This window comes from Streptomyces sp. NBC_00090, from assembly GCF_045160815.1.
Taxonomy (GTDB): domain Bacteria; phylum Actinomycetota; class Actinomycetes; order Streptomycetales; family Streptomycetaceae; genus Streptomyces.
The window spans coordinates 4,957,027-4,982,112 of the sequence record NZ_CP108224.1 but is presented as its reverse complement, the minus strand read 5'-3'; the positions used below and the strand labels follow the sequence as shown (position 1 = coordinate 4,982,112).

Here is a 25,086-nt window from a genome sequence, read left to right as displayed (position 1 = left end):
CCGGGGCTCTACCCTTTCGGCGTGATCGTCGAAGCCCTCACGCCCAAGGCCCTGGAGGACGGTGCGGCCCTCCCCGGCGCGCTGCTCACCGAACTCTCCGCGCTGTACGCGTCCAACGAGGAGTTCCACCAGCTCAGCGGCGACTTCCCGGACCCGTCCGACGTCCGGCCCGAGCAGGTCGCGGCCGCCCTCGCCGACGAACTCGCCGAGCCCTCAGCCGAGGTCCTCCTCGCCCGCTCCGAGGGCCGGCTCGTCGCCCTCGCGGTGACCCTCGGCCACCACCCCGACCCGGCGGAACCGGAACCCTGGCTCGGACTGCTCATGGTCCACGGCGACGCACGGCGCACGGGCCACGGACGCCGGCTGGCCTCGTACGTCGAGGACCGCTTCCGCGCCGAGGGCCGCACCGGCCTGCGGCTCGCCGTCCTGGAGAACAACCCGCGGGCCCTGGCCTTCTGGACCGCCCTCGGTTACGAGGAGACCGACCGCCGCCCGGACCGCGCCCACGGCCGCCCGTGCGTCGTCCTGCGGAAGTCCCTGCCGCAACAGGCCTGAGCGCCTACGGCCGGTCCGGTTTCCCTTCGCCGTACAGCCAGACCTTCCACAGCCCGTCGAGGTCCTTCCCCGCCACGCTCTCCGCGTAGGCCGTGAAGTCGTCCGTGGAGGCGTTGGCGTGCCGGTACTTCGCGGGCCAGCCGCGGAGGATCTCGCCGAAGGTCCGCTCCCCGACGGTCTCGCGCAGCTTGTGCAGCACCATCGCGCCGCGCTGGTAGACGGGCGGGTCGAAGAGGTTCTCGGCGGCGGGCGGGGCGGCCGGCGGGAAGGCCCAGTTGGCCTCCTGGGCGAAGGCCCGCTCGAAGCGCGTCCGGGCGGGGACGTGCTCGTACTCCTCCGCGTACAGCCACTCGGCGTACGTCGCGAAGCCCTCGTTCAGCCACAGGTCCCGCCAGGTCTCGGGGGTGACCGAGTTCCCGAACCACTGGTGGGCCAGCTCGTGGACGAGGGTCGTCCGGTCGAAGGAGGCGGCGGGGAAGACGGGCCGGGTCTGGGTCTCCAGGGCGTAGCCGAGCGTCCCGTCCACGGTGACGATCGCCCCGGCGGCCGAGAAGGGGTACGGGCCGAAGCGCTCGACCTGCCGGGCCAGGATCTCGGGGATCTCGCCGCGCAGCGCCGCGCTGTCCGCCGCGACCGGGGGCTCGGCCGCGGTCAGGACGGGCAGGGCACCGGGGACGGCGGCCGGCACCGCCGCCGTTTCCGTCGCCGTCTCGTAGCGGCCGACGGCGACCGTCGCGAGATAGCTCGCCATCGGCTCGGCCGCGTGCCACACGGTGGTGACGCGGCCGTCCCCCTCCGTCCGCCGCTCGGTCCTGACGCCGTTGGAGAGCGCTTCGAGCCCGGCCGGGACGGTGAGCGAGATGTCGTACGCGGCCTTGTCGGAGGGGTGGTGATTGCCGGGGAACCAGGTCATGGAGCCTTCCGGTTCGCCGACCGCGACCGCCCCGCCGTCGGTGCGCAGCCAGCCCTCCACGGAGCCGTCCGCGTCCGTGATCGGCTCCGGCACGCCCGAATAGGTGACGGTGGCCCGGAACTCGGCGCCGTCGCGGATCTCCTCGCGCGGGCGGAGCGTCAGCTCGTTCCCGGCCCTGTTGTACGCGGCGCGGTCGCCGTCGACCGTGGCCCCGCCCACGGTGAGGCCGGCCAGGTCGAGGTTGAAGGCGCTCAGGTCCTGGGTGGCGCGGGCGGTGATCTCGACGGTGCCGTCGAGACGCCCGGTGCCCGGGTCGTAGGCGAGGGACAGGGCGTAGTGCCGCACGTCGTAGCCGCCGTTGCCGAGCTTCGGGAAGTACGGGTCGCGCAGCCCGGCGGCCCCGGGTGCGCCCCGGACTCCGCTGATCGCCTCCGTGCAGCCGCCCGCGAGGAGCGCGAGGGCGAGGAGGCCCGCGGCGGCCGCGGTCCGGGTGGTGCGTCGCCGGGTCCGGGTCCGGGTCACGTACACGTACACGTATCGATCCTAAGCAGGACGGATCCGCGGGGCCGGGTGCGGAGGGCCGGATACGGAAACGGTGGTGGCGCCCGGCGGGGGATCCGGGCGCCACCACCAGCTGGGGGCTTACTTGCCGAGGGCGGCGACGCCGGCCTGGGCGAACTTCTCGTCGAGGTCGCCGGAGGGCGCGCCCGCGACACCGATGCCCGCGATGGGGGCGCCCTTGGCGGTGACGGGGGCGCCGCCCGCGAGGAAGAGGGTGCCGGGGATGTCCTTCAGGTTCGGGGCCTGGGCGAGGCGGCCGGCGAGGACGGAGGTCGGGGCGTTCCAGGAGACGGCGGTGAACGCCTTGCGCTCGGCGGACTCGTAGGACTGCGGGCCGGCGCCGTCGCCGCGCAGGGTGACGATGGTGTTGCCGTTGCGGTCGACGACGGCGACGGAGACGCGCTGGTTCTCCTTCTCGGCGGCGTCCAGGGTCGCCTGCGCGGCCTTCGTCGCAGCCTCGATCGTCAGGTGCGTCGACTGCTGGAGGTTGTCGTCGCCGGCGTCGGCGCGAACAACGGCGGCGGGGGCGGCGGCCGGGGCGGAGGCGTTCGCGGAGACGGCGCCGAAGGTACCGGCGGCGACGAGAGCGGCGGCGGTGGCACCGAAGAGGATCTTCTTCATGAGGGACTCCGTGAAGTGAGGTGAAGTGAGATGGGGCGAGGTGCGGTGACCCGCGGCGACCTGAGGTGAGGTGGCCTGAGGTGAGGTGGCCCGAGGTGAGGTGGCCTGAGGTGAGGTGGCCCGAGGTGAGGTGGCCCGAGGTGAGGTGGCCCGAGGTGAGGTGGCCCGAGGTGAGCTTCCGAGGAGGCGTTTCGTTCGCTCTGCATCCATCCTGTGGCCGGAACCCGGGCCATTCGGTCCACGTTCCGGCTGCCCCGCTCGCGCACACTGGAGGACGGCCGGGTCAGCCGATCGGCTGATGCCGGTCTGGTCCCTACGGGCCAGGATGGAGAGATATCCCCAGGTCAGGAAGGCAGGAAGGCGGTATGGAGGGCGGAATGGAAGCCAGGCAGGCGACACGGCCGCCCACCGAGCAGGACCCGGACGCCCCCTGGCTCGCGCGCGTCATGCACATCGCGTTCTTCCTCCTCCTCGGCGCCTCCCTCGCCCGCTTCCTGCTGCGCCACCCCTGGGAGGACCGCAGCCCCTGGATCGTCGCCCTCTCCGGCGCGCTCGCCTCCCTCTACCTCCTCGGCCCCGTCCTCGGCACCCGCGCCGCCCCGCGCCGGATCGCCTGGCTGGGCACGGTCGTCGCCGTCTGGATCGTCCTCGTCGTCCTCGCGCCCAGCTTCGCCTGGTGCGCGGTGCCGCTCTTCTACACGGGCCTGCGCACCCTCCCGCCGCGCGCCGCGCTCGGCCTGGTCGTCCTGCTCACCGCCTTCGTGGTCTTCGCGCAGGTGCAGCTCGCGCACGGCGGCTGGGACCCCAATCTGATCGTCGCGCCACCGGCCGTCGCCGCCATCGCCACCGGGGTGTTCGTGTACTCCGACCGGCAGGCCGCACGCCAGCGCGCACTCATCGACGACCTCATCCGCACCCGGCGCGAACTGGCCGCCATCGAGCGCCGCGAGGGCACGCTCGCGGAGCGGCAGCGGCTCTCCATGGAGATCCACGACACCCTCGCGCAGGGCCTGTCGAGCCAGCAGATGCTGCTCCAGGCGGCGGACCGCACCTGGGACAGCGACCCGGCGACCGCCCGGCGCCACGTCCGTACCGCCGAGTCCATCGCCGAGCGCAACCTCGCCGAGGCCCGCCGCTTCGTCCACGACCTCGCCCCCGCCGACCTCGCCGAGGGCGGCGGCCTCGAAGAGGCCCTGCGCGGCCTGGCCGCGCGCGAGTCGGCGGACTTCCGGGTGGACGGCATCGCGGTGCCGCTGCCCGACCGCGCGCAGTCGGCGCTCCTGCGGATCGCGCAGGGCGCCCTCGCCAACATCCGCGAGCACGCGGGCGCCGAGTCCGCCGCACTGACCCTGACGTACCTCGACGACCAGGTGGTCCTGGACATCGCCGACGACGGCCACGGCTTCGACCCGTCGCTCGCGCGCGAGCCGGGCGAGCGCGGCCACGGGCTGCCCGCGATGCGGGTGCGGGCCCAGCAGCTCGGCGGCACCCTGACGGTCGAGTCGGCCCCCGGCGAGGGCACGGTCCTCTCCGTCGCGATCCCCCTGACCCCTCGCCTCCTGACCCCCTGACCCCCCTCACCCCCTGCCCATGTCCTTGGAGTCGTGATGTCCGTACGGATCCTCCTCTGCGACGACCACGTCGTCGTCCGCGCCGGACTGCTCGCCCTGCTCGGCAGCACCCCCGACATCGAGGTCGTCGGCGAGGCCGGCAGCGGCGAGGAGGCCGTCGCCATGGCGGCCAAGCTGAAGCCCGACGTCGTCCTGATGGACCTCCAGCTCGGGCCGGGCATCGACGGTGTGGAGGCGACCCGCCGGATCGCGCCCACCGGTGTCCACGTCCTCGTCCTCACCACGTACGACACGGACGCCGACATCACCCGGGCCATCGAGGCGGGCGCCACCGGCTACCTCCTGAAGGCCGAACGGCCCGAGGAGCTCTTCGCCGCCATCCACTCCGCCGCGCAGGGCCGCACCGCGCTCTCCCCGCCGGTCGCCAGCCGGGTCATGGACCGGATGCGGGGCGCGGCCGGGCCCAGCCTCACCGACCGCGAGCGGGACATCCTCGGCCAGCTCGGGCGGGGGCTCGGCAACCGCGAGATCGCACGGGCGCTGTTCATCAGCGAGGCGACGGTGAAGACCCACCTCGGCCGGATCTACGCGAAGCTCGGCGTCGACACCCGCGCGGGCGCCGTGGCGGTGGCGAAGGAACGCCGCCTGCTGCCGTAGCCCTCGCCGCTCCCGTAGCGCTCGAACGCTCGCCGCTCCCGTATCGCTTCCTGCCCCCGAGACCCGACCCGCACTGCTACCGTGCGTTGCCATCCGACCGCAAGGTGTCATGACCCGGTCTCAGTCTCAGTCTCCGTGGGAGCGCACGTGAAGCTCGCCATCGTCGGCGGCGGCCCCGCCGGCCTCTACCTCTCGATCCTGCTGAAGCGGCAGGACCCGTCCCACGACATCGCGGTGTACGAACGGAACCCGGAGGGCTCCACGTACGGGTGGGGCGTCACCTACTGGGCAGGGCTCCTCGACAAGCTCCGCGCGGGCGACCCCGAGTCCGCCGCGGCCGTCGCCGAGGCCTCCGTCACCTGGACCGACGGCGTCGCGATCGTCCGCGACGAGCGGACCGTCCACCGCGGCGACGCCGGCTTCGGCATCGGGCGGCGCCGGATGCTCGCGCTCCTCGCCGACCGGGCCGAGGAGCTCGGCGTACGGGTCGCGTTCGAGCACGACGTCACCGGCCCGGGTGCGCCCGAACTCGCGGACGCGGACCTGGTCGTCGCCGCCGACGGCGTCAACAGCGTGCTGCGCGAGGCACACGCCGGCCACTTCGGCAGCGAGGTCACCGCCGGACGGAACCAGTACATCTGGCTCGGCACCACCAAGGTCTTCGACTCCTTCAGCTTCGCCTTCAAGGAGACCGAGCACGGCTGGATCTGGTGCTACGCCTACGGGTTCAGCGGCGAGCGCTCCACCTGCGTCGTCGAGTGCTCCCCGGAGACCTGGACCGGCCTCGGCCTCGACACGAGCGGCGAGACCGACAGCCTCCGCCTCCTGGAGAAGCTCTTCCACGACCTCCTCGACGGCCACGAGCTCATCGGGCGGGAACGGACCGACGGCGCCGCCCAGTGGCTCACCTTCCGCACCCTCACCAACCGGGTCTGGCACCGCGGCAACCTCGTCCTCCTCGGCGACGCCGCCCACACCACGCACTACTCGATCGGCGCGGGCACCACCCTGGCCCTGGAGGACGCGCTCGCCCTCGCGGACGCCCTGCGCGCACCCGAGGCGCTGCGCTCCCCCGCCGGTCTCGACGCCGCCCTCACCTCGTACGGGAAGCGCCGCCGCGCCGAGCTCGTCTCGGCCCAGAGCTCGGCCCGCTACAGCGCCCAGTGGTACGAGAACCTCCCCCGCTACATGCGCCTGGAGCCCGCGCAGATGTTCGCGCTCCTCGGCCAGCGCCACTCGCCGCTGCTCCCGCACGTCCCACCGCAGCTCTACTACCGGATCGACCGGGCCGCCGAACAGCTGGAGGCGCTGCGCCGTCTCAAGCGCTGGCTGGGCCCGCGGGTCGCCCGCGCGGTCCACGGCCGCCGCTGAGCCGCAGGGCCGCAGGGCCGCAGGGCCGCACGCCGCCACTCACGTCACACGTCACCCGTCGCCCGTCACACGTCCCGGCGGTGGACCGCGATCAGGGCCACCACCACCGCGCCCAGCGACCAGGCGGCGTACACGGTCCACGCCCCACCCGTCGTCCACGGGAAGTCCACCGGCACCGGCGAATCCCCCACCTGCGTGAGCCGCCGCCACGCGCCCTGCGGCAGGGCGTGCAGGAGCGTCGCCGACCAGCGGGAGCGGTCGTCGACGAGCGCGGGCAGCAGGAGCAGGACACCGGTGAGGGTGACGATCGTGGTCGCCGTGTGCCGCAGGAGCGCCCCGAGGCCGAACCCGACGAGCGCGCACACCGGGGCGAGCAGCGCGGACGCGGCGACGGCGGCCGGCGCGCCCGGGTAGTCGATCGACATGCCGACGCCCCGGCCGGAGAGCACGGCCTGCGTGGCGGTGAAGGAGACGGCGGCGACCAGGGCCCCGTACCCGAGCATGACGCCCGAGAGGACCAGCGTCTTCGCCGCCGTCACGGCCCGACGGTCGGGAACGGCGGCGAAGGTCGTACGGATCTGCCCGGTGCCGTACTCGCCGACGATCACGAGCGCGCCGATGGAGCCGGTCGCGAGCATGAACACCATGGCCCCGCCGAGCGTGAAGGCGTCCCGCATCGCCCAGATGGGCACGAACAGTTCGCGGATGCCCTGGGCGTAGTGCGGGTAGTTCCGGTAGTCGGCGAAGGTCGCGTTCAGGTTGACGCCGAGGACGGCGAACGCGCCGACCCCGAAGGCCCAGGGCGTGGAGCGCAGGGACCACAGTTTCATCCACTCGGCGGCGAGCAGATCACGGAAGCGGGCGTTCACCGGCTCCCCCCTTCTTCCGGTACCCGACGCTGCCGGTACTCGACGCTGTCGGCCGTCAGCTCCATGAACGCGTCCTCCAAGGAGGAGGCGCGCGCGGCCAGTTCGGTGAGCGCTGTGCCGGACCGGAAGGCGAGCGCCCCTACCCGGTCCGCGCCCATCCCGGTCACGGTGAGCACGCCGCCCGGCTCCCCCGAGGGCCGTACGGTCGCCCCCTCCCGGGTCAGGACGGCGGCGAGGCCCGGCGCCTCGGCCGGGTCGGCGGTCCGCACGGTCACCCCTCCGCCGCCCGTGCCGCGCGCGGCGAACTCCGCCAGGCTCTCCGCGGCGATCAGCGCACCGCGGCCGATGACCACGAGGTCGTCGGCGGTGTGCTCCATCTCGCTCATCAGATGGCTGGAGACGAACACCGTGCGCCCCTCGGCGGCGAGCCGCCGGAACAGCCCGCGGGCCCACAGCACGCCCTCCGGGTCGAGGCCGTTGACCGGCTCGTCGAAGAGCAGCACCGGCGGGTCGCCGAGCAGGGCAGCGGCGATCCCGAGCCGCTGTCTCATGCCGAGGGAGTAGCCGCCGATCCGGCGCCGGGCCGCCTCGGCGAGCCCCACCTCGTCGAGGACCTCGCCGACCCGGCGGCGCGGGATGCCGTTGGTGCGGGCGAGCGCGGCCAGGTGCGCCTCGGCGGTCCGGCCGCCGTGGACGTCGTGCGCGTCGAGGAGCGCCCCGACGTGCCGCAGCCCCCGGGGCAGGTCGCGGAACCGCCGCCCGTCGACGGTCGCGCTCCCCGATGTGGGCTCGTTCAGCCCCAGGATCAGCCGCAGGGTGGTGGACTTCCCGGCCCCGTTGGGCCCGAGAAACCCGGTCACCCGCCCGGTCCGCACGGTGAAACTGAGCCCGTCGACGGCAGCACGAACGCCTCCGGCGGGGGTCGGACGGTCGCGGGCGGGGGTCGGGCGGTCGGGGGCGGGGGCGGGGGTCGGGTGGTCGCGGGCTGGGGCGGGGGCGGGGCCGGGACCGGTGGAAGGCCGGCGGTCCCGGGCAGCGGCCGGGCCCTCGCCGCCGGAGCGCGGACCGCCGCCGGCGGAGGTCTCACCGTCCCCGGCGCGTGCGCGACGGGCGAGGAAGCGGCCCACGGGGCCGAGGCTCGTGCCCACCGGGCCGGAAGGGCCGCTCGGGCTGCGGCCGTGGCCGTCGCCGTCGCCGTGGCTGCGGCTGCGGCCGTGGCCATAACGTTTGGTCAGTTCTCGGACTTCGATCACCCGGCCCACGGTGCCGTGACCCCACCCCCGCCGGCATCGGCCCGCCGGCCACAAGCGGTCCCGTCGGGTGGCCCCGGGGCGTACGCCCGGAGGCCGATGCCCGGCCGCGCGCCCCCGCCTACGATCGGCCCATGCCCGCCACCACCCCTCCCGCCTCCGCGACCGGCACCGCCGCCACCGCCACCGCCGTCCCGGCGGCCGGTCGCGCGTCGGCGGTCCTGGCCTGGTGCGTGGCCGCCGCACACCCCTTCGCACTCTTCGCCGGCGTGCAGGCGGGCCCGTACCGCTCGACGGAGCTGCGGCTCTTCCTCACCGCCGTCGGCGTCGGCCTGCTCCTGCCCCTGGCCCGCCGCCGGCCGGAAGCGGCGCTCGGTCTGCTCCTCGTCGGCCTGTTCGCGGCGGCGACCACCTGGCCTTCCCCCGAGCTGCTCTACCTTCCGGTCCTCGCCGCCGACGTCGGCGTCGGGTGGCTGGCGGCCCGGCGTCCGCTGCGGGTCGCGGTGCCCGCCGCCCTGCTGACGCTCGCCGTGCAGATCGGCGCGGCGACGTACACGACCTCGGGGCAGAACGTCTTCGTCACGACGGCCGTCGCGCTCGCCCTCGCACTCCTCACCGCCGCACTGCTCGGCCGTTCGGTACGCGAGCGGCGCACGCACGCGGCGGAGCTGCGCGCCCGGACCGCGGCCGAGGCCGTCACCGCCGAGCGGCTGCGGATCGCCCGCGAGCTGCACGACGTCATCGCGCACAGCATCGGCGTCATCGCCATCCAGGCGGGCGTGGGGCGCCGGGTCATCGACACCCAGCCGGCCGAGGCCCGCAACGCGCTCGCCACCATCGAGACCACCAGCCGGGAGACCCTCGCCGGCCTGCGCCGCACCCTGGGCGCGCTGCGGGCCTCCGCGAAGGACGGCCCCGCGCACGCCTCCGACCACGGCCCCGCACCGCGCGACCCGGCGCCGGGCCTCGCCGACCTGGACCGGCTCACCGCGTCCACGGCGGACGCGGGCGTACGGGTCGAGGTGCGGCACCTCGGCGACCCCGACCGGCCGCTGCCGCCCGAGGTCGACCTGGCCGCGTACCGGATCGTCCAGGAGTCGCTGACCAATGTCGTGCGCCACGCGTCGGCGCCGGCCTGCCGGGTGACGGTGGACCGGAGCGCGGACGCGCTGCTCGTCGAGATCACCGACGACGGCCCGGCGGACGCCCCCGCAGCCCCTGCCGCGCCCTCTACGCCCGTCGGGGACGGGTACGGCATCGTCGGCATGCGGGAACGGGCGGCACTCCTCGGCGGCCGCTTCTCCGCGGGCCCCCGCCCGGGCGGCGGCTTCCACGTGACGGCCGTACTGCCACTACCACTACCGCTGCCGCAGGCGCAGGCGCAGGCACAGGCGCAGGCACGGACGCAGACGCTGAGCACACCCGAGACACCCGGGGCACCCGAGACACCCGGGGCACCCGAGACACCCGGGGCACCCAGGGCACCCAGGACCTCGGAGGCACCCGGGACCCCAGTGGCACCCCGAACGCCCCGCCCCGAAGCCCCGGAAGGAACCCGCGCCCCGTGAACCCGACGATCCGCGTCCTCCTCGTCGACGACCAGCCGCTGGTCCGGGCGGGCCTTCGCGTCCTGATGGCCGACAGCCCCGACCTCGCGGTCGTCGGTGAGGCGGGCACCGGCACGGACGCGGTCCGGCTCTCCCGGGAGCTCCGGCCCGACGTGGTCGTGATGGACGTCCGGATGCCCGGCATGGACGGCATCGAGGCCACCCGGCTCGTCACGGCGGGCCCCGACGCGCCCCGGGTCCTCGTCCTCACCACCTTCGACGACGACGAGTACGTGTACGGCGCGCTCCGCTCCGGGGCGAGCGGCTTCCTGGTCAAGGACATGGCCCTGGACGACATCCTCGCGGCGATCCGGGTGGTCGCCGCCGGCGACGCCCTGATCGCGCCGGGGGTCACGCGCCGTCTCATCGAGGAGTTCGCGGCCCGCCCCGAACCGGGCCGCGCGCCGGCACACCCCCCGGCCCCCGCCACCCCGCTCACCGGCGTCACCGCGCGAGAGCGGGAGGTGCTCACACTCGTCGGCCGCGGCCTGTCCAACGGCGAGATCGCGGAGCGGCTCCACATCAGCGCGGCCACTTCCAAGGCGCACGTGGCCCGCCTCCTCAGCAAGCTCGACGCACGCGACCGGGTACAGCTCGTGGTCCTCGCGTACGAGGCGGGCCTGGTGCCGTGACACCATCGGTCCCGTGCTCGACATCGGCTACTCCCTCTCCCGTCGCTTCCCCGACCCGCCGCAGACCGACTACCGCCGCGCGGACGTCCACGCCCTGCGCCACGACCTCTTCTGCGGGGACGTCTACCTCGCCGACACCGAGGCGGACCGCGAGGTGTCCACAGCCTGGGGATGGGTGCCGGTCCTCGACTTCGCCTGGGCCCTGTGCGACATCGTCGAGCAGCTCGACCAGGACCCGCGCGGCAGTCGCGCCGCACAGCCGCAGTACGCGGAACTCGACTTCACCGAGTCCACGGACCGGATGCTCTTCGAGCGCCGCTTCGGCTGGGTCGACGTCGAGGCCGACTGGATGCCCGGCGACGAACCGCCGGTCACCTTCAACCACGCCGAACTCCGCCGCGAGGCCCGCGACTTCCTGCACGACCTGATCGCCGACCTCACCGACATGCACGAGGGCCTCGCCGACAACCCGGCGATCTGGTCCCTCCAGGCCCGCTTCCCCCGCCTCCCCGGCCTCCCCCGCGTCCCGTAGCGGGCCCCGGGAGCGAGCCTCCCGTAGCGGGCCTCCCGTAGCGGGCCCCGGGGAGCAAGCGCTCTACTCCTCCACCCGCACCCCCAGCTGGGCCGCGAGCACCGGCGCCAGGTCGAGGAGCTGCGCCGTCGAGATCACCGCGCCCGCCAGCGACTCCACCCCGCGCGCGATCTCCAGGCGCTGCACCCCCCGCAGGTCCACGTCCTTCAGCCGCGCCCCGGAGAAGTCCGCCCCGGTCAGGACGCAGTCCACGAACTCGACCCGTTCGAGCACGGCACCGCCGAAGTCCGGCTCGCTCAGGACGCACCCCTCGAAGACGACGTCCTTCAGCTTCGCCGCCCGCAGATTCAGGTAGTCGCTCTTCCCGCCGCGCACCACGACTCTCTCCAGCACCGCCCCGTGCAGCTGCGCCCCGCCGAGCCGCGCGTCCACGAGCTCCACGTCCCGCAGCTGCGCCCCGGCCAGATCGGTGCCCACCCCCCGTACACCGCTCAGCACCGAGTCGAGGAACCGCGCGCCCGTGAGGCGCACCTCGTCGAGCCCGCACTCCCGCAGCGCGCAGTCCAGGAACCGCGCGCCCGCCCCCGACTGGCCCGCCAGGTCGAGCCCGGTCAGTTCGAGCCCGTCGTAGTCCCCGTCCGCCTCGATCCCGCCCTCGTACACCGCCAGGGGAGGCAGCCGCACCTCCGGCCGCCGCGCTCCCGCCACCGCCCTGGCTCCCGTGTCCGCTCCCGCTCCCGCTGTCGGCTTCTTCTTCCGCGTCGTCGCCATGCCCCCATGGTGATCCACGCCACTGACAACGCCCCCGTCCCGATGTCACAAACGCGCCGCCGCCGTCCGTCCCCCACATGAGACCGGGAACGGAACGGGACACGAGGGAGACGGACATGCGGAAGCTCACGATCATCGGCGGCGGTTTCGCGGGACTGACCGCGGCGATCACCGCCGCCGAGGCCGGCGCCAGGGTGACCGTGCACGAGGCGCACCGGACGCTCGGCGGCCGGGCCCGTACCGCCGAGGGCCCGTACGGCACCAACGAAGGCCCGCACGCGCTCTACGACGGCGGCCCCCACTGGACCTGGCTCAAGCAGCGCGGCCTCCTCGGCCCGCTCGCCCCGCTGCCGCCCGCCGAGAGCCTCCGCCTCCGCTTCCACCGCGACGGCGCCCTGCGCCGCACCCCGCCGCTCGGCCTGCTGCGCCAGACGCTCCGCAGCGCCGAGCAGGCCCCCGTCGACCTCGACTTCCGCACCTGGGTCACCGGTCTCGCGGGCGAGCGGACCGCCCACGACGCCGCCGCCTACAGCGCGGTCGCCCTCTTCCACCACGACCCGGGCTCGCTCTCCGCCCGCTTCGTGCAGGAGCGGCTGCACCGGTCCGGCTCCCTGCCGCCCGAGGCGCGGTACGTCCGGGGCGGCTGGGGCCGGCTCATCGAGCGGATGGCCGCGCGCGCCTGGGAGATGGGCGTCCGGATAGAGACCTCGACCCGGATCGACGACCTGCCGGTCGGCGAGGGACCGGTGGTCGTCGCCACGGCCCTGCCCGCCGCCGCCCGGCTCCTCGGCGACCCGTCGCTGACCTGGGAGAGCGGCCGCACGGTCCTGCTGGACCTGGCGCTGCGCACCCGGAAGGGCGACCCGTTCGCCGTCTCGGACCTGGACGCGCCCGGCTGGATCGAGCGGTTCACCGCACAGGACCCCGGCCTCGCCCCCGCAGGACGGCAGCTGATCCAGGCCCAGCTGCCCATCGGCCCCGGCGAGTCCAAGGCGGACGGCGTCGCCCACGCCGAGCGGCTCCTCGACCGGGGATTCCCGGGCTGGCGCGAGCGGACGGTGTGGCGGCGCGAGGCGGTTTCCCAGGGCCGTACGGGCGCGGTGGACCGGCCCGGCACCACCTGGCGCGACCGGCCGGCCGTCGACCGGGGCGACGGCGTGTACCTGGTGGGCGATCAGGTGGCGGCGCCCGGAGTGCTGTCGGAGGTGTCGTTCACGAGCGCGATCGAGGCGGTGTCGCTGGCCGTCCGCGCGGAACTGCTTGACCTCAAGCGCGCTTGAGGTCAGAGGCTCTACCTGTCACCGCAAGAGCACCGCGGCAACGCACCCGTACGACAAAGACACGCGCCAGCCGCCAGACGCCCGACACCCGACACCAGCCACCAGCCAACGCACACGACAGGGGAACCGCCATGCACGCCATCCGCCTCCACGCCTTCGGTCCCGCCGAGAACCTCACGTACGAGGAGACGCCCGACCCCGTACCGGCCCCCGGCCAGGTCCGCATCCGCGTCACGGCCGCCGGCGTGCACCTCCTCGACACCGCCCTCCGCCAGGGGATGACGGGCCCCTTCCCCGCGCCCGCCGAACTCCCCACGGTCCCCGGCCGCGAGGTCGCCGGCACCGTCGACGCCCTCGGCGAGGGCACCGACCCGTCCTGGCTCGGCAAGCGGGTCGTCGCCCACCTCGGCATGGCCCCCGGCGGCTACGCGGAGCTCGCCGTCACCGACGCCACCCGCCTGCACGCCCTGCCGGGGCACCTCGGCGAGGCGGAGGCCGTCGCCATGATCGGCACCGGCCGCACGACGCTGGGCATCCTTCAGTTCACCGAGCTCGGCCCCGACTCGATCGCGGTCGTCCCCGCCGCGGCGGGCGGCATCGGCACCCTGCTCGTCCAGTACGCGAAGAACGCCGGCGCCACCGTCATCGGCCTGGCCGGCGGCCCCGCGAAGGTCGCCCTCGTCGAGGCGAACGGCGCCGACCTGGCCGTCGACTACAAGGAGCCGGACTGGCCGGAGAAGGTCCGCGCGTACCTCGGCGGGCGCTCCGCGACCGTCGTCTTCGACTCGGTGGGCGGCGACACCGGCCGCGCCGCCGTCGACCTGCTCGGCAAGGGCGGACAGCACGTCGTCTTCGGCTGGTCCGGCGCGGGCCTGCACGACGGTGAGCCGCTGACGTACACCGCGGAGGAACTCGCCGCGCGGGGCATCACCTCGGAGTCGGTCCTCGGCCCCGTCATGATCCAGAAGGCGGGCGGCGACGTCCGCAACCTCGAACTCGCCGCCCTCGCCGCCGCGACCGACGGCAGCCTCCGCCCGGCGGTCCACCGCTTCCCCCTGGCGGACGCGGCGGAGGCCCACCGCGCCCTGGAGACCCGGGGCACGACGGGCAAGGTGGTCCTGGTCCCGTAGAGACCGCGGCGGCCGTCGCGGGCCCAGGAGCCACGACCGTCGCGGGCCTCAGACCCCGATGACGTCCCAGGAGTGCGCCTTGAACTCCTTCTGGAAGTCCTCGTGGTCCTCCCACATCCGGGCGGCGGAGCGCAGCACGTCCCAGTTGTGCTCAAGGGCCTGGTCCACGACGGGCCGCAGTTCGGGCGCCGACTCCCGCTTCTCCACGAGCCCCTTCACCGCCGAGGCGGCCTGCACGGTGTAGCGCAGGGCGCGCAGGGCCCGGGACGTGTCGTCCATCCCGAACCCGTGGTCCTTCCCGTTCGCGGGGTCGAAGAGGGGCGTCAACCGCGCCTCGATGAAGTCGGTGATCCGCTGAAACCGCTGCTCGATATCCATACCCCCCTTCCTACAACACTCCCGCTCCGCCGAGTTCCGCCAGCGCCCCGTCCGTGAGCCGGTACACCGTCCAGTCGTTCTGCGGGCGGGCGCCCAGGGACTCGTAGAAGTCGATCGAGGGCTTGTTCCAGTTCAGGACGGACCACTCCAGGCGCTCGTAGCCGCGGTCGACGCAGATGCGGGCCAGTTCGCGCAGCAGGGCCTTCCCGTGGCCGCCGCCGCGCGCCTCCGGGCGGACGTACAGGTCCTCAAGGTAGATGCCGTTGACACCGCGCCAGGTCGAGAAGTTGAGGAACCAGAGCGCGAAGCCGGCCACCTCGCCGGTCTCCGTCTCCGCGATGTGCGCGAAGGCGGCGGGCCGGTCGCCGAAGAGGGCCTCGTGGAGCTGATCCGGGGTCGTACGGACCTCGTGGAGGGCCTTCTCGTACTCCGCGAGGTCGCGGATCATGGCGAAGACGACGTGGACATCGGCGGGCGTGGCGGTACGGATCACGGGAGCAGCCTCCCCCGGATCACCCCCGCCTGGCCAACAGGAACCCCTCGGCGCGCCCCGCCCGGCCGAATTCGATCCCACCCCTCACCACACTCCCGTCCGACCAACTCCACCCACCCCCCTCACCCCCGCCGGGCCAGCAGGATCCGCGCGACCGCCATCTGTTCCCCGTCCAGCTCCGGCTCCCCGTCCTCGACGTCCCAGAGCCCGTTCTGCAGCACCCGGCCGAGCGTCCAGGCCACCGCCCGCCGCCGGTCGCCGACGACCTCGGCCAGCAGGTCGAACCGCCACAGCACCTCGCCCGGATCGGGATCGAACCGGTCCATCAACGCGGGCAGCAGATCGAAGCCGGGGTCCCCGGCGAGCGGCTTCGGGTCGATCGCCAGCCAGGGTTCCCGCTCCGCGGCCAGGACGTTGTCCAGGTGGAGATCCCAGTGCAGCAGCCGGTCCCCCGGCTCGCCGGCCACCTCCCGTACGGCCGCGGCGCAGTCCCGCAGGACCGCCGCGTCCGCCGCGCCGAGCCGTGCGGCGGCCTCCGGCACGTCCGCCAGCATCCCGGCGGCGATGGAGCCGAGCGTCCGCAGCCCTTCCGGGGCCGGGACGGCCACGAGCCGGGCGAGCAGCCCCGCCACGATCCGCAGGGCCTCCCGGGTGTCGGCGACCGAGGACAGCGGCCGGGCGGCGTCGAGCCACTCCAGCAGCATGGTCCCGGTCGCGGCGTCGTGATCGAGCAACCGCACCACACCCGCCCCGTCCCACACTCGCAGGCCGACGGGCTCGCCCTCGGTCTCCTCGTCGAGGAGCTGCATCTTCAGCGCCGCACGGGTGCCGTCCGCGGTCCGTTCCACCGGCAGTACGAGTGAGGCCACCCCGTACATCGAGGGCCCCGTGACCCGCAGCCCCCACCGGCCGAGGAACTCCTCGGCTCTCCCCGGCAGTCCGGCGACGAACGCCCGCCCCGCCTCACCGTTGTACTTCGCCTGCGACCGCGCGAGTTCCTCGGGTACGTGAATTACGTGAGTCACGCCCCGACCCTAGGGGGTGTCCTGTCGATCAGGCCGGGCTCGCGACGCCTGCGCTGCATCCACGCGCAGCCCGCGCCGAGACCCTGCGGAAACCACACCCTCGAACCCAGGCCGGCCCCCACCCGGGAACCGCCGCCGATGGACCCGTATCCACAGTGCCAGGGCCCGGGTAACGTCCCGCCCACGCACCCGGAAGACGGACTGAGGAACGACACATGAGTACGGTCAACGGCGGCATCTCGTTCTGGTACGCGCAGGAGGGCGCCCCCGCTCCCCGCGAACCGCTCCCCGGCGACACCGCCGCCGACGTGTGCATCGTCGGCGGCGGCTACACGGGCCTGTGGACCGCCTACTACCTCAAGAAGGCCGTCCCCTTCCTCAACATCACGGTCCTCGAAGCCAAGTTCTGCGGCTACGGAGCGTCGGGGCGCAACGGCGGCTGGCTCTACAACGGCATCGCGGGACGCGCCCGCTACGCCAAGCTCCACGGCCACGAGGCCGCCGTCCGCCTCCAGCAGGCCATGAACGCCACCGTCGACGAGGTCCTCGACGTGTGCGAGACCGAGAAGATCGAGGCCGACCAGCACCGCGGAGGAGTCCTGGAGGTAGCCCTCTCCCCCGCCCAGCTGTCCCGCCTGAAGGACTTCCACGCGGCCGAGGCGGCCTTCGGCGAATCGGACCGCGAGCTCTACGGCGCCCGCGAGACGGCCGCCCGCATCCGCGTCACCGGCGCCGTCGGCTCGTCATGGACGCCGCACGGAGCCCGCCTCCACCCGGTGAAACTGGTCAAGGGCCTCGCGGACGCGGTCGAGGCACTCGGCGTCACGATCCACGAATCGACCCCCGTCACGGAGATCAGACCGAAGCACGCGATCACCCCGTACGGCACGGTCCGCGCCCCGTACGTACTGCGCTGCACCGAGGGCTTCACGGCCTCCCTGGCCGGCCAGCGCCGCACCTGGCTCCCGATGAACTCGTCGATGATCGCCACCGAGCCCCTCACCGACGCGCAGTGGGAGTCGATCGGCTGGGAGGGCCGCGAGACCCTCGGGGACATGGCGCACGCCTACATGTACGCGCAGCGCACGGCGGACGGCCGGATCGCGCTGGGCGGCCGGGGAGTCCCGTACCGCTACGGCTCGAAGACCGACAACGACGGCCGCACACAGCCCCGGACGGTCGAAGCCCTCCGGGAGATCCTGGTCCGCTTCTTCCCGCAGCTCGCGGGCGTACGGGTCGACCACGCCTGGTCCGGCGTGCTCGGCGTCCCCCGCGACTGGTGCGCCACCGTCACCCTCGACCGCTCGACGGGCCTGGGCTGGGCGGGCGGCTACGTCGGCTCGGGCGTGGCGACCGCGAACCTGGCGGCCCGCACCCTCCGCGACCTGATCCAGCAGGACTCGGGCCAGTCGGGCCCGACGGACCTCACGGCACTGCCGTGGGTGAACCACAAGGTCCGCAAGTGGGAGCCGGAACCGCTGCGCTGGCTCGCGGTGCAGACGATGTACGCGGCCTTCCGCGGCGCGGACCGCCGCGAACTCACGGGCCACAGCGCGGAGACGGACCGGGTGGCGACGCTGGCGGACAAGGTGGCGGGCCGCCACTGAGAGCGAAGGGGCCCGAACCACCGCACGCCGACCCGGGCCCACAGCATCACTCCCCTGTCACTCCACTAACTCCCCTTCACTCCACCCACTCCACTAACGCGACTTCACTCCACCCACTCCACTAACGCGACTTCACTCCACTCACTCCACGTCGATCCCGAAGTCCCCCACCAACTCCTCAAGGCCGCCCCGGTACCCCTTCCCCCCGAGGACGAAGTCCCAGTTGCCGCCGGCGCGCCGCCGGAACGACCCGAGGACGAGCGCGGTCTCCCCCGGCCGCCCGTCGGACACCTCAAGGCGGTCGAGCTCGCCCCCGGAGTCGTCCCGCAGCCGGATCCCCGCGTCGGTGAACCCGCCGAGATCGGCGTCGGGGTTCACCTCCGGATCCACCGCGGCCACCAGCACCAGACGGTCGGCGCGGGCGGGCAGGGCGTCGAAGCCGACCCGTACGGCGGCCCGGTCGCCGGGGGCGGCCGCCACCATGGCCACCGAACCGTCGGGGGTGGCGGGGTTGTTGAAGAAGACGAACCACTCGTCGCCGAGGACCCGGTTGCCCGCGCAGACGAGCGCGCAGACGTCGAGGGCGGCGGACCCGGACCACACCATGCCGAGCAGGTTGAAGTCGTCGGCGGCCTCGGCCGGGGGCGCGGTCACGGCGGCCTCGACGGGAGCGGACGAGGGCGTGTCCCCCGGCCCCAACCGCCCCCGCAGCCCGTGCTGGTGGAGCAGATCGACGAGCTCGGTCCCGGAGATCAGCGTCAACGGCTTCCCGTTGGCGAAGGTGTACGAGCCGGGCCCGAACTTCGAGGTCGTGACGAGCACGCCCTTGTTCGCCCCGGCGTCCTGCACCGTCCCGTACAGATCGCGCACGGCGGTCGGCGGGACGGTGTTCCGGTACCGCTTGACCTGCACGACGATCGAACCGCCGCTGATCGGATCGGAATCCAGCGCCTCGACGTCCACGCCGCCGTCGTTGGACCGGCGCGTGGTCACGGCCTGGAGCCCGCGGGCCCGGAACAGCTCGGCCACGAGCCCCTCGAAGGCGATGGGATCCATCGCGAGCAGGTCGGGCTCTTCCCCGTCCCCCTGCACCACGACATCGGACCCCACCTGGTCGGGCATCCGCAGCGGCGCCACGGCGACGCGCTCCTCGGGCTTGGCCGACAGGCGCCCGGCGAGGGCCCCGGTCAGACACTCCACGGCCCCGACCAGCTCCAGGTTCAGCCGGTCGAAGTCCTGCCGCCCCACGACGACGGAGGCCACACACACCCGCCCGGCAAGCCCGGTGGCGGGATCGACACCCCCGACGTACCCGTTGAGGGCGACGCTCTCCAGCGCCCCGCCCCGATCCGCGGCGAACAGCTCCCGCACGGCGAGCAGAACGCTCTGCGCGAGGACGTCCCGGTAGAGGGCGCGCCGCTGCGTCACCGGCCGGGGCACCTCCTTGTCCTGGTCGGTGCTCGGCAGGTACTTGACGCCCCTGGCGGCCGGCACGACCTCGTACCCGGGCAGGTCCCAGTCGAGGACGAACGTCCGCCCGACGCGGTCGTACGCGGCGGCCACCTCGCGCGGAAAGCCCTCGGGCCAGGCGGTCGAGGCGAAGAGCACGGCCGAGAAATAGTCGACGACGGTCTCCGGCTCGCCCGACCGCAAGGCGTCGGCGGTCCCGGCGAGCCCGTCGTTGTGCCGCCGGATCTCGGCCAGCCGAGCCGCGGCCCAGGCGTCGTACTCCCGCCGGTAGGCGGCCAACTGCTCAAGGCGCCGCGCCTCGGCGGCCTGCGCCGCGTACCAGTCCCGCTCGAACCGCGCCCGCCCGCCGTGCTCCTGGTAGTACCGCTGATCGGGCATGGCTACGGGCACCCCCAACGGCCCGGGCGCGAACGGCTCGACCTCCTCGCTCCGCCGCAGCCCCTCCACCCCGAAGGCCGGAGCGCGACACCCGGAGACAAGCAGCCCCTCGAGCACGGCGACCCGCGCGTCCAGCTCATGGGTCCGCCGCAGAGCGTCATCGTCCCGATGCCGCCGGTAGGCGGCCTTCTGCTCCTTCTGCATTCGGGCGACATCCCGCTCGTAGGCCCGCTGCGCCCCCTCGGCGTCCCGCTGCTGCCGCAGCACCGCCTGCTGCTGCCCTTCCCGCTGCCGCTGCGCGACCCGCTGCTGCTCGGCCCAGATCCCGATCAGCCCACCGGAACGCCGACCCATCCGCGCACCCCTCCCCAAGACCCCGCGCCACCTGTACACCCCCGTAACGCACAAGTGTCCCGGACGGAGCTGACCGGCGACACGGAAACCGGTCGACGTCGGTGACTCCGTTCGATGGGTGTCTCCGTGGCGGGGCCGGGGTGTTGACGGATCGTTACTGATCAGTCAGGGGCAGGCTGAGACATCCGAGTGTCGCGGCAATCCGCCGGACTCGGGGCAAGAAGTAGCCCCAGGCGCGTAGGAGCCCCCTGCCTGCGAATTCTGCGGCTAGGGGGCTCTTGCTCGTTGGCGAGTTCGGGTCGGGTGTCAGTTGTGTCCGCCAGGGGCGTGGCCTGCGGGGTTCTGGTTCTCGGTGTCCTGCGTCAGACCGCCACCGGTGCAGCTGGGCTGCTGGCCGCCTGGCTGCTGGCCGCCGCCGTTGGTACAGGAAACGTCGGCGGGCGCGATCTTGGCTTGGGCGACGCTTGCTCCGCCAACCCCGAGTGCGAATGCTGCGGCCGTTGCGGCGATCGCCGCACCGACCCTCTTCACTGTCATGCTGGTCATAGGGACTCAGCCTCCGGAATTTCTCGCTGTGCGGCAGAGCGATCCGGACTGTCGCATTGATCAACCCTTCTCGGACTGGCCACGCATTGTCAAGCAATTCGGGTAATTGTGACAAAAAGTGGCGAACTCCCCAGTAGACCCGGAGGTGAAAGGGCCTCGCCTGCACGCGGATTCGGAACCCTTTTCAACTATGCGCGCACGTAAGTAACCCCACGCGCAGGTAAGAAATCGCCCAGTCGCCGCACTCACGCGTCGACCGCCGCCGGACCCGGCTCCTCGGTGGGGCCGTGGTGAGCACGTCGGCGATGGCCTGCATCTCCTCGGTGACGGCCCGTCGAAGTCGAAGAGGGTCGTGGATCTCGATCGTCTCACCCTGGACAGCGATCGCACGGGGGGCGGATCGGGTGGCATCCGAAGACGCGCCCTCGCTGTCGGCCACGACCGTGATCATGCGAAAGGGCCGGTGCCGGGGAAACGCCCCCTGCGCCGACCCTTCGCCCTGGAGCCCCCTGCCGGGTTACAACCGACGACCCCCGCATTACAAGAAAGGCAGGGCGATCACCGGCGTGACCTGCAAACTCGCCGCCTGGGAAACACCCCGAACACGCACCGCCGTTGCTCCCGATTCCCCGCGACTTCCCGCCACTTCTGGCGCGGAAGTGGCACGGCCACCTTCCGATCCATAGCTCTGGTCAGACCGGTCAGCGACGGTCATACCTGCCGCTACGGGGCCCGTGAGGGGTGCTACTGGACAGGGCCGGTTGCTGAGGTTGCGGTATCAGGTGCTGTACGGCGGGAGGCCGATCAGTGATCCACCGTGCCGCCCAGCACGAAGAACAACATGCCCAGGGCTGCCAGGAGCACGATAGGCACGACGATGATCAGCAGGATGATTCCGAGAGTCCGCATGAGGCTCGTTCCTGCCTCGGCGAGTGCATCCCGCATCGGGTCTTGACTGGTCATGAGTCCCCCTCGTCCGCACTGTACAGCGGCGGTTGGTGGACCGGCCTTGGGCTGAGGCTGCCGTGGGTCAGTGGATCGTCGGCCCTGCCCACCACTCGTCCCCACCGCTACAACCCCTGGTCGGCACCCGCGCACGGGCCCCCCTCCATCCCGGATCCTGAGCTCCCGCCGGAGGCATTGTCCTGACGCGCGCCGCACCCACCTGCCGTGGCTGCGCCGTGGTTCGTCACGCTTGCTCAAAAATCGTTGCTCTGAGCCAGGTAAACCCGGTAGCCAGTCTTTCGGTGACGATCTGTCACTGTGCTTCGTGTGGTGCTCGACTGACGACAGAGCAGCAGCCCGTACGAAGTGGGGAACGCGAGCGGGGGCGCGTGACCGACACGGACGAGACTGACCGTGTACCGACGGCCCGCCTGAGATGCCCGACCCCTGCTGCGTATCGATGGGACCTCGTAGACGATCTCGCGGTCCGGGGCCGCTCCGGGTCCGCTCCGTCGATCACCGTGTTCCCGTGGGCATGGCGCCTATGTGTACGGCTCTCTCTGTCGTAGGCGCCTGACAGGATCGCGCACGTGATAGCCGTCGAAGATCTCGTTCCCCGCGTAGCGGCGAAGGCCAAGGCCACATCTACGGCCTTGCCTCCCGCCGCCAGCGCCGAAGAGGTTGCCGAGGCAGAGGCAGTTCTCGACTTCGCACTCCCGCCCCTGCTGGCGAGCCTGTATCGGGAGGTGGCCAACGGTGGCTACGGCCCCGATTACCAACTCCTTCCGCTGGTGGGAACAGGGCGCACAGTACTGAGCGAGTACCAGTCCGAACGATCCGCCTCAGCCGAGGAGGAGACACCGTACTGGCCGGCGGGCGTGCTGCCGATCCTCGACTGGGGCTGCGCCATGTACGCCGCGGTGGACTGCCGCAGCGAGACCGCCACAGTCCTCCTCTTCGAGCCGAACGCCATCGTGGACGACGGAGCCGCCGCCTGGTTCGTCGACGCCGAGAGCCTGGCCGAATGGCTCGAAACCTGGCTTGCCGGAACAGGGTGGTACCGGGAAGACGCCGATGAGGACGACGACGTGGCAGAGCCGACCCCGTGGGAGATGGCCGCCTCCCGGATCGCGGAGTGAACGAACCACGGCACAACCGCTGAGCTCACTCGGTGGATCGGCTCCTCAAGCGAAAGCGCCCTGGGGGCCACCCCGACTGTGGCTGAGTGCGCCGGATGCCTGTCTGGCCCGACCCCGTGTTCAGCGGATCTTGATGCCATGTGCTCACCCCCTCCCCATCGCCTCACAGTGTGGAGGGGAGGGGGGTTCAGGGAAGCGGGGCACGTGTGGCATCGCTGCCACGACGGCTTTCAAGAACGTTGCGATGTCATGGTTGATTCCTTCCCTGACCTGCACCGATGAGTCAGTTGGTGCGATCTTCCGACGCGATGGCCCACACATGGCCCACAGACCCCGCACTGAACTTGGGAGCATGCACACCGGGACCTAGGCGGCTGCGTTCGGATCTCTGGGCGGACCACCGGACGGTGCGCCGGGCGCCCAGTGCAAGCAACTCGCTGGTGGCCAACGTTGCTGCGAGACAGGGCAGCCGGATGGCCGACGGCTAATAGACTGCGGCAGGGCTGGGCGAGGCGACCGGGTAGGCGACGGCTCCGGGACCATCATCTGGGGAGGGCATTCCTTGGCAACTCATGAGGGGAATCCACGACGGGGCGATACAGGCGACGGAGCCCCACCGCTGTCCCCTGCGTCTGGATCGACGCGCGCCCCTGCCCCGGACCCGGTGACGCGCCCCGCGGTTCCGACCGACAACTACCTGCGACGCATGGGCCGCCGCTACCGCACCCTCTCCACCTCCAACAAGCTAGCCCTGTGGAGCGCGGCCATCGCCGCGCTTGCCTTCGCCGTCCCCATCGCTGTATCGGCTTGGCAAACGTTATTTCCCTCGAATCCGGCCACGCTGCTGGTCGAACCTAACGACCAAGCCTGCCTAAACCGTTGGTACGTCCCCGACACGGAAGCCGCGTTACGCCCCAGCCTGAGGGGGGCTACCCCTGAGCAATTGGCGCCATGGCGGCGGGAGGGACGAATCGCTCACGCGGGTGCGCTGGAAGCGGCCCTGAGTGTGCATGGCAATGCCGGTTCGTCCGTCGAGATCCGCGATATCTCGGTCACGGTGACGCGTCGCGAGAAGCTCGCGCCGGGCACCGTCACCCCTCCGCCAGGCTGCGGGGCTGGTCCTGAGGAGCCCGCATACCTGGTGGTCGACCTTGACACACTGCCGCTGAACCGCCCTGTCCCCGCCACGTACCTGTTGCGCAGCCCGCAGCAGAAGGCGGCCCGGCAACTGGAGGAAGATATGGGGCAGTCGCTCAGCCTGCCCCATACCGTCGCGGCGGACGATTTCTACTCCCTTTTCCTGGTCGGCCGCACCAAGCACTACGACTGCCACTGGCGAGCCACGATCACCTGGTGGGACGGGGAGGAGACCCACCGCCATACCGTTTCGGACAGTGGCGGCAAGGACCTTCGGGTGGTCCCGACCGGGGACGACTTCCCCTAACCCCGTCGGGCGCATGCCCTGCGTTGTCACGCACGCACCGCCCGATGAGCAGCAGTCCCGTTCTGGCGCGAAGGCTGGACCGCTGCTGCCGCCGTCCTCACCCCGCGCGGAGTCGGTCAAGGCCAGAGCCGGACTAAACGATTAGGGCGAGACCCGCCAGCGCCGGCCGCGCATCATCACCACCGTACGCCGAGGGCAAGCGCACGCTTTCCAGGTCTGTTGGCGCTGACAGAAGGATGGTTCACGGGTGTTCGCCTGCGTTCGTGCGGGGGCGCCAGGCTGATGGCGCTCTGTGGCTGGCTGCGACTGAACGGTGCCGAACATCGATGAACGAGAAGGGAACTGAGGCGCCTGAGCAGCCGGGTGTCAGTGGCTGTGCCTAGCATCCGGCCATGAGCATGATCGGTGAGTACTTCCGTGTGACAGCGGCCGAGCTGGAGCGCTCGATGGAGGACTCGGACTGGGCCCTCGACTACATCGATGAGATCCGCGACGTTGAAGAGGAGGCTGAACCCTCGTCGGCCACGGCCCGTCATTTCTCCACGTACAAGACATGGCACCTCTTGGACTTCCTCCTGAAGCGCTCCGGCTTTCCAGTCGACGTCATCCATGGGGAAGAGGCCTTCGAGGAGGCCGACGACTGGGGGTACGGCCCGCCGCGCTACCTCAGCGCAGATCGGGTTCGCTTTGGCGCCGAGGCTCTGAGCGGCTTGACGTATGACCAGCTTCTCGACGGAGTCGACCCTGCAGAGCTCACCAAGGCGGAGGTCTACCCACTGAGCTGGAAGGACCAAGCCTCACTGGAGTGGGGCAGGCACTGGTTCGCCGGCCTGACCGAGTACTTCAAGGCGGCTGCCCGAGACGGACACGCCATCATCATCTGGCTGGACTGACTGTGGGCCTGGTTGGACGCCAGGCCCACATTTGATCCGTAGCTCTAGCCGGATCGGTCGGGTACGGCCATTCCGGCCTCTACGGGGCCTCGAA

Annotated in this window: 23 protein-coding genes and 1 pseudogene; 13 read left to right on the top strand and 11 right to left on the bottom strand. The window is 72.6% G+C overall.

Going from position 1 to position 25,086, the window contains the following annotated elements:
* Positions 1-21: 21 nt before the first annotated feature.
* Positions 22-555 (top strand): GNAT family N-acetyltransferase, encoded by a 534-nt coding sequence (locus OG361_RS22310; protein ID WP_405856099.1) that lies wholly within the window; start codon positions 22-24, stop codon positions 553-555.
* Between the two features lie 4 nt (positions 556-559).
* Here the strand turns inward: OG361_RS22310 and OG361_RS22305 are convergent, their stop codons facing one another.
* Both OG361_RS22305 and OG361_RS22300 read right to left on the bottom strand, forming a co-directional pair.
* The gene (locus tag OG361_RS22305; protein ID WP_405856097.1) at positions 560-2,002 is read right to left on the bottom strand and encodes a M1 family metallopeptidase; all 1,443 of its coding nucleotides are present in this window, start codon (positions 2,000-2,002) and stop codon (positions 560-562) included.
* A gap of 108 nt (positions 2,003-2,110) precedes the next feature.
* Positions 2,111-2,650, bottom strand: coding sequence for a heme-binding protein (locus OG361_RS22300; RefSeq protein WP_384575424.1), 540 nt, complete (start codon positions 2,648-2,650; stop codon positions 2,111-2,113).
* A 377-nt stretch (positions 2,651-3,027) separates the two neighbouring features.
* On the opposite strand from OG361_RS22300, the gene OG361_RS22295 reads away from it, so the two are divergent.
* The 3 genes from OG361_RS22295 to OG361_RS22285 all read left to right on the top strand — a co-directional run bounded on the left by OG361_RS22295 (position 3,028) and on the right by OG361_RS22285 (position 6,249).
* Positions 3,028-4,221: a sensor histidine kinase gene (locus OG361_RS22295; protein ID WP_405856094.1), complete on the top strand. Its 1,194-nt coding sequence runs from the start codon at positions 3,028-3,030 to the stop codon at positions 4,219-4,221.
* 36 nt (positions 4,222-4,257) lie between these two features.
* Complete coding sequence (locus OG361_RS22290) at positions 4,258-4,878, top strand: response regulator transcription factor (protein ID WP_150504086.1); 621 nt, start codon at positions 4,258-4,260, stop codon at positions 4,876-4,878.
* Positions 4,879-5,025: 147 nt separating this feature from the next.
* Positions 5,026-6,249 (top strand): FAD-dependent monooxygenase, encoded by a 1,224-nt coding sequence (locus tag OG361_RS22285; RefSeq protein WP_405856092.1) that lies wholly within the window; start codon positions 5,026-5,028, stop codon positions 6,247-6,249.
* A 65-nt stretch (positions 6,250-6,314) separates the two neighbouring features.
* Here OG361_RS22285 and OG361_RS22280 read toward each other — a convergent pair whose 3' ends face one another.
* A complete protein-coding gene (locus OG361_RS22280) occupies positions 6,315-7,118 on the bottom strand; it encodes an ABC transporter permease (RefSeq protein ID WP_405856090.1) in 804 nt (267 codons plus the stop codon).
* Positions 7,115-8,029 (bottom strand): annotated as a pseudogene (locus tag OG361_RS22275) (ATP-binding cassette domain-containing protein); the annotation flags it as partial. The pseudogene OG361_RS22275 and the gene OG361_RS22280, both read right to left, overlap by 4 nt.
* 473 nt (positions 8,030-8,502) lie before the next feature.
* On the opposite strand from OG361_RS22275, the gene OG361_RS22270 reads away from it, so the two are divergent.
* The 3 genes from OG361_RS22270 to OG361_RS22260 all read left to right on the top strand — a co-directional run bounded on the left by OG361_RS22270 (position 8,503) and on the right by OG361_RS22260 (position 11,139).
* Positions 8,503-9,936, top strand: coding sequence for a histidine kinase (locus OG361_RS22270; protein WP_405856088.1), 1,434 nt, complete (start codon positions 8,503-8,505; stop codon positions 9,934-9,936).
* Positions 9,937-10,001: 65 nt separating this feature from the next.
* Positions 10,002-10,607, top strand: a complete 606-nt coding sequence (locus OG361_RS22265; protein ID WP_405862388.1) for a response regulator — start codon at positions 10,002-10,004, stop codon at positions 10,605-10,607.
* 13 nt (positions 10,608-10,620) lie between these two features.
* Positions 10,621-11,139 carry a hypothetical protein gene (locus tag OG361_RS22260; protein WP_384575405.1) on the top strand — a complete coding sequence of 173 codons (519 nt, stop codon included), beginning with the start codon at positions 10,621-10,623 and terminating at the stop codon, positions 11,137-11,139.
* 63 nt (positions 11,140-11,202) lie between these two features.
* On the opposite strand, the gene OG361_RS22255 is transcribed toward OG361_RS22260, so the two are convergent.
* Positions 11,203-11,910 carry a pentapeptide repeat-containing protein gene (locus OG361_RS22255; RefSeq protein ID WP_405856086.1) on the bottom strand — a complete coding sequence of 236 codons (708 nt, stop codon included), beginning with the start codon at positions 11,908-11,910 and terminating at the stop codon, positions 11,203-11,205.
* Positions 11,911-12,026: 116 nt separating this feature from the next.
* On the opposite strand from OG361_RS22255, the gene OG361_RS22250 reads away from it, so the two are divergent.
* Positions 12,027-13,190, top strand: coding sequence for an NAD(P)-binding protein (locus tag OG361_RS22250; RefSeq protein WP_405856084.1), 1,164 nt, complete (start codon positions 12,027-12,029; stop codon positions 13,188-13,190).
* A gap of 131 nt (positions 13,191-13,321) precedes the next feature.
* Positions 13,322-14,320 carry a zinc-binding dehydrogenase gene (locus OG361_RS22245; protein ID WP_405856082.1) on the top strand — a complete coding sequence of 333 codons (999 nt, stop codon included), beginning with the start codon at positions 13,322-13,324 and terminating at the stop codon, positions 14,318-14,320.
* Between the two features lie 48 nt (positions 14,321-14,368).
* Here OG361_RS22245 and OG361_RS22240 read toward each other — a convergent pair whose 3' ends face one another.
* The 3 genes from OG361_RS22240 to OG361_RS22230 all read right to left on the bottom strand — a co-directional run bounded on the left by OG361_RS22240 (position 14,369) and on the right by OG361_RS22230 (position 16,216).
* Positions 14,369-14,698, bottom strand: a complete 330-nt coding sequence (locus tag OG361_RS22240; RefSeq protein ID WP_384575393.1) for a hypothetical protein — start codon at positions 14,696-14,698, stop codon at positions 14,369-14,371.
* Positions 14,699-14,708: 10 nt separating this feature from the next.
* Complete coding sequence (locus OG361_RS22235; RefSeq protein WP_384575390.1) at positions 14,709-15,191, bottom strand: GNAT family N-acetyltransferase; 483 nt, start codon at positions 15,189-15,191, stop codon at positions 14,709-14,711.
* Positions 15,192-15,313: 122 nt separating this feature from the next.
* Positions 15,314-16,216 (bottom strand): aminoglycoside phosphotransferase family protein, encoded by a 903-nt coding sequence (locus OG361_RS22230; protein WP_405856079.1) that lies wholly within the window; start codon positions 16,214-16,216, stop codon positions 15,314-15,316.
* A gap of 215 nt (positions 16,217-16,431) precedes the next feature.
* Between OG361_RS22230 and OG361_RS22225 the strand changes: the two genes are divergently transcribed.
* On the top strand, positions 16,432-17,823 hold the full coding sequence (locus tag OG361_RS22225; RefSeq protein WP_405856077.1) for an NAD(P)/FAD-dependent oxidoreductase: 1,392 nt from the start codon (positions 16,432-16,434) through the stop codon (positions 17,821-17,823).
* Between the two features lie 141 nt (positions 17,824-17,964).
* Here OG361_RS22225 and OG361_RS22220 read toward each other — a convergent pair whose 3' ends face one another.
* The 3 genes from OG361_RS22220 to OG361_RS22210 all read right to left on the bottom strand — a co-directional run bounded on the left by OG361_RS22220 (position 17,965) and on the right by OG361_RS22210 (position 21,534).
* Entirely contained in the window at positions 17,965-20,025 is a 2,061-nt protein-coding gene (locus tag OG361_RS22220; RefSeq protein WP_405856075.1) for a restriction endonuclease, read from the bottom strand.
* Between the two features lie 306 nt (positions 20,026-20,331).
* Positions 20,332-20,571, bottom strand: a complete 240-nt coding sequence (locus OG361_RS22215; protein WP_405856073.1) for a hypothetical protein — start codon at positions 20,569-20,571, stop codon at positions 20,332-20,334.
* An 804-nt stretch (positions 20,572-21,375) separates the two neighbouring features.
* Positions 21,376-21,534 carry a hypothetical protein gene (locus OG361_RS22210; protein WP_405856071.1) on the bottom strand — a complete coding sequence of 53 codons (159 nt, stop codon included), beginning with the start codon at positions 21,532-21,534 and terminating at the stop codon, positions 21,376-21,378.
* A gap of 572 nt (positions 21,535-22,106) precedes the next feature.
* On the opposite strand from OG361_RS22210, the gene OG361_RS22205 reads away from it, so the two are divergent.
* The 3 genes from OG361_RS22205 (at position 22,107) to OG361_RS22195 (ending at position 24,992) form a co-directional block, all read left to right on the top strand.
* Positions 22,107-22,655 carry an SMI1/KNR4 family protein gene (locus OG361_RS22205; RefSeq protein WP_405856069.1) on the top strand — a complete coding sequence of 183 codons (549 nt, stop codon included), beginning with the start codon at positions 22,107-22,109 and terminating at the stop codon, positions 22,653-22,655.
* 664 nt (positions 22,656-23,319) lie between these two features.
* Entirely contained in the window at positions 23,320-24,099 is a 780-nt protein-coding gene (locus OG361_RS22200) for a hypothetical protein (protein ID WP_405856067.1), read from the top strand.
* A gap of 392 nt (positions 24,100-24,491) precedes the next feature.
* Positions 24,492-24,992 (top strand): YfbM family protein, encoded by a 501-nt coding sequence (locus OG361_RS22195; protein WP_405856065.1) that lies wholly within the window; start codon positions 24,492-24,494, stop codon positions 24,990-24,992.
* The last annotated feature ends 94 nt before the right edge of the window (positions 24,993-25,086 follow it).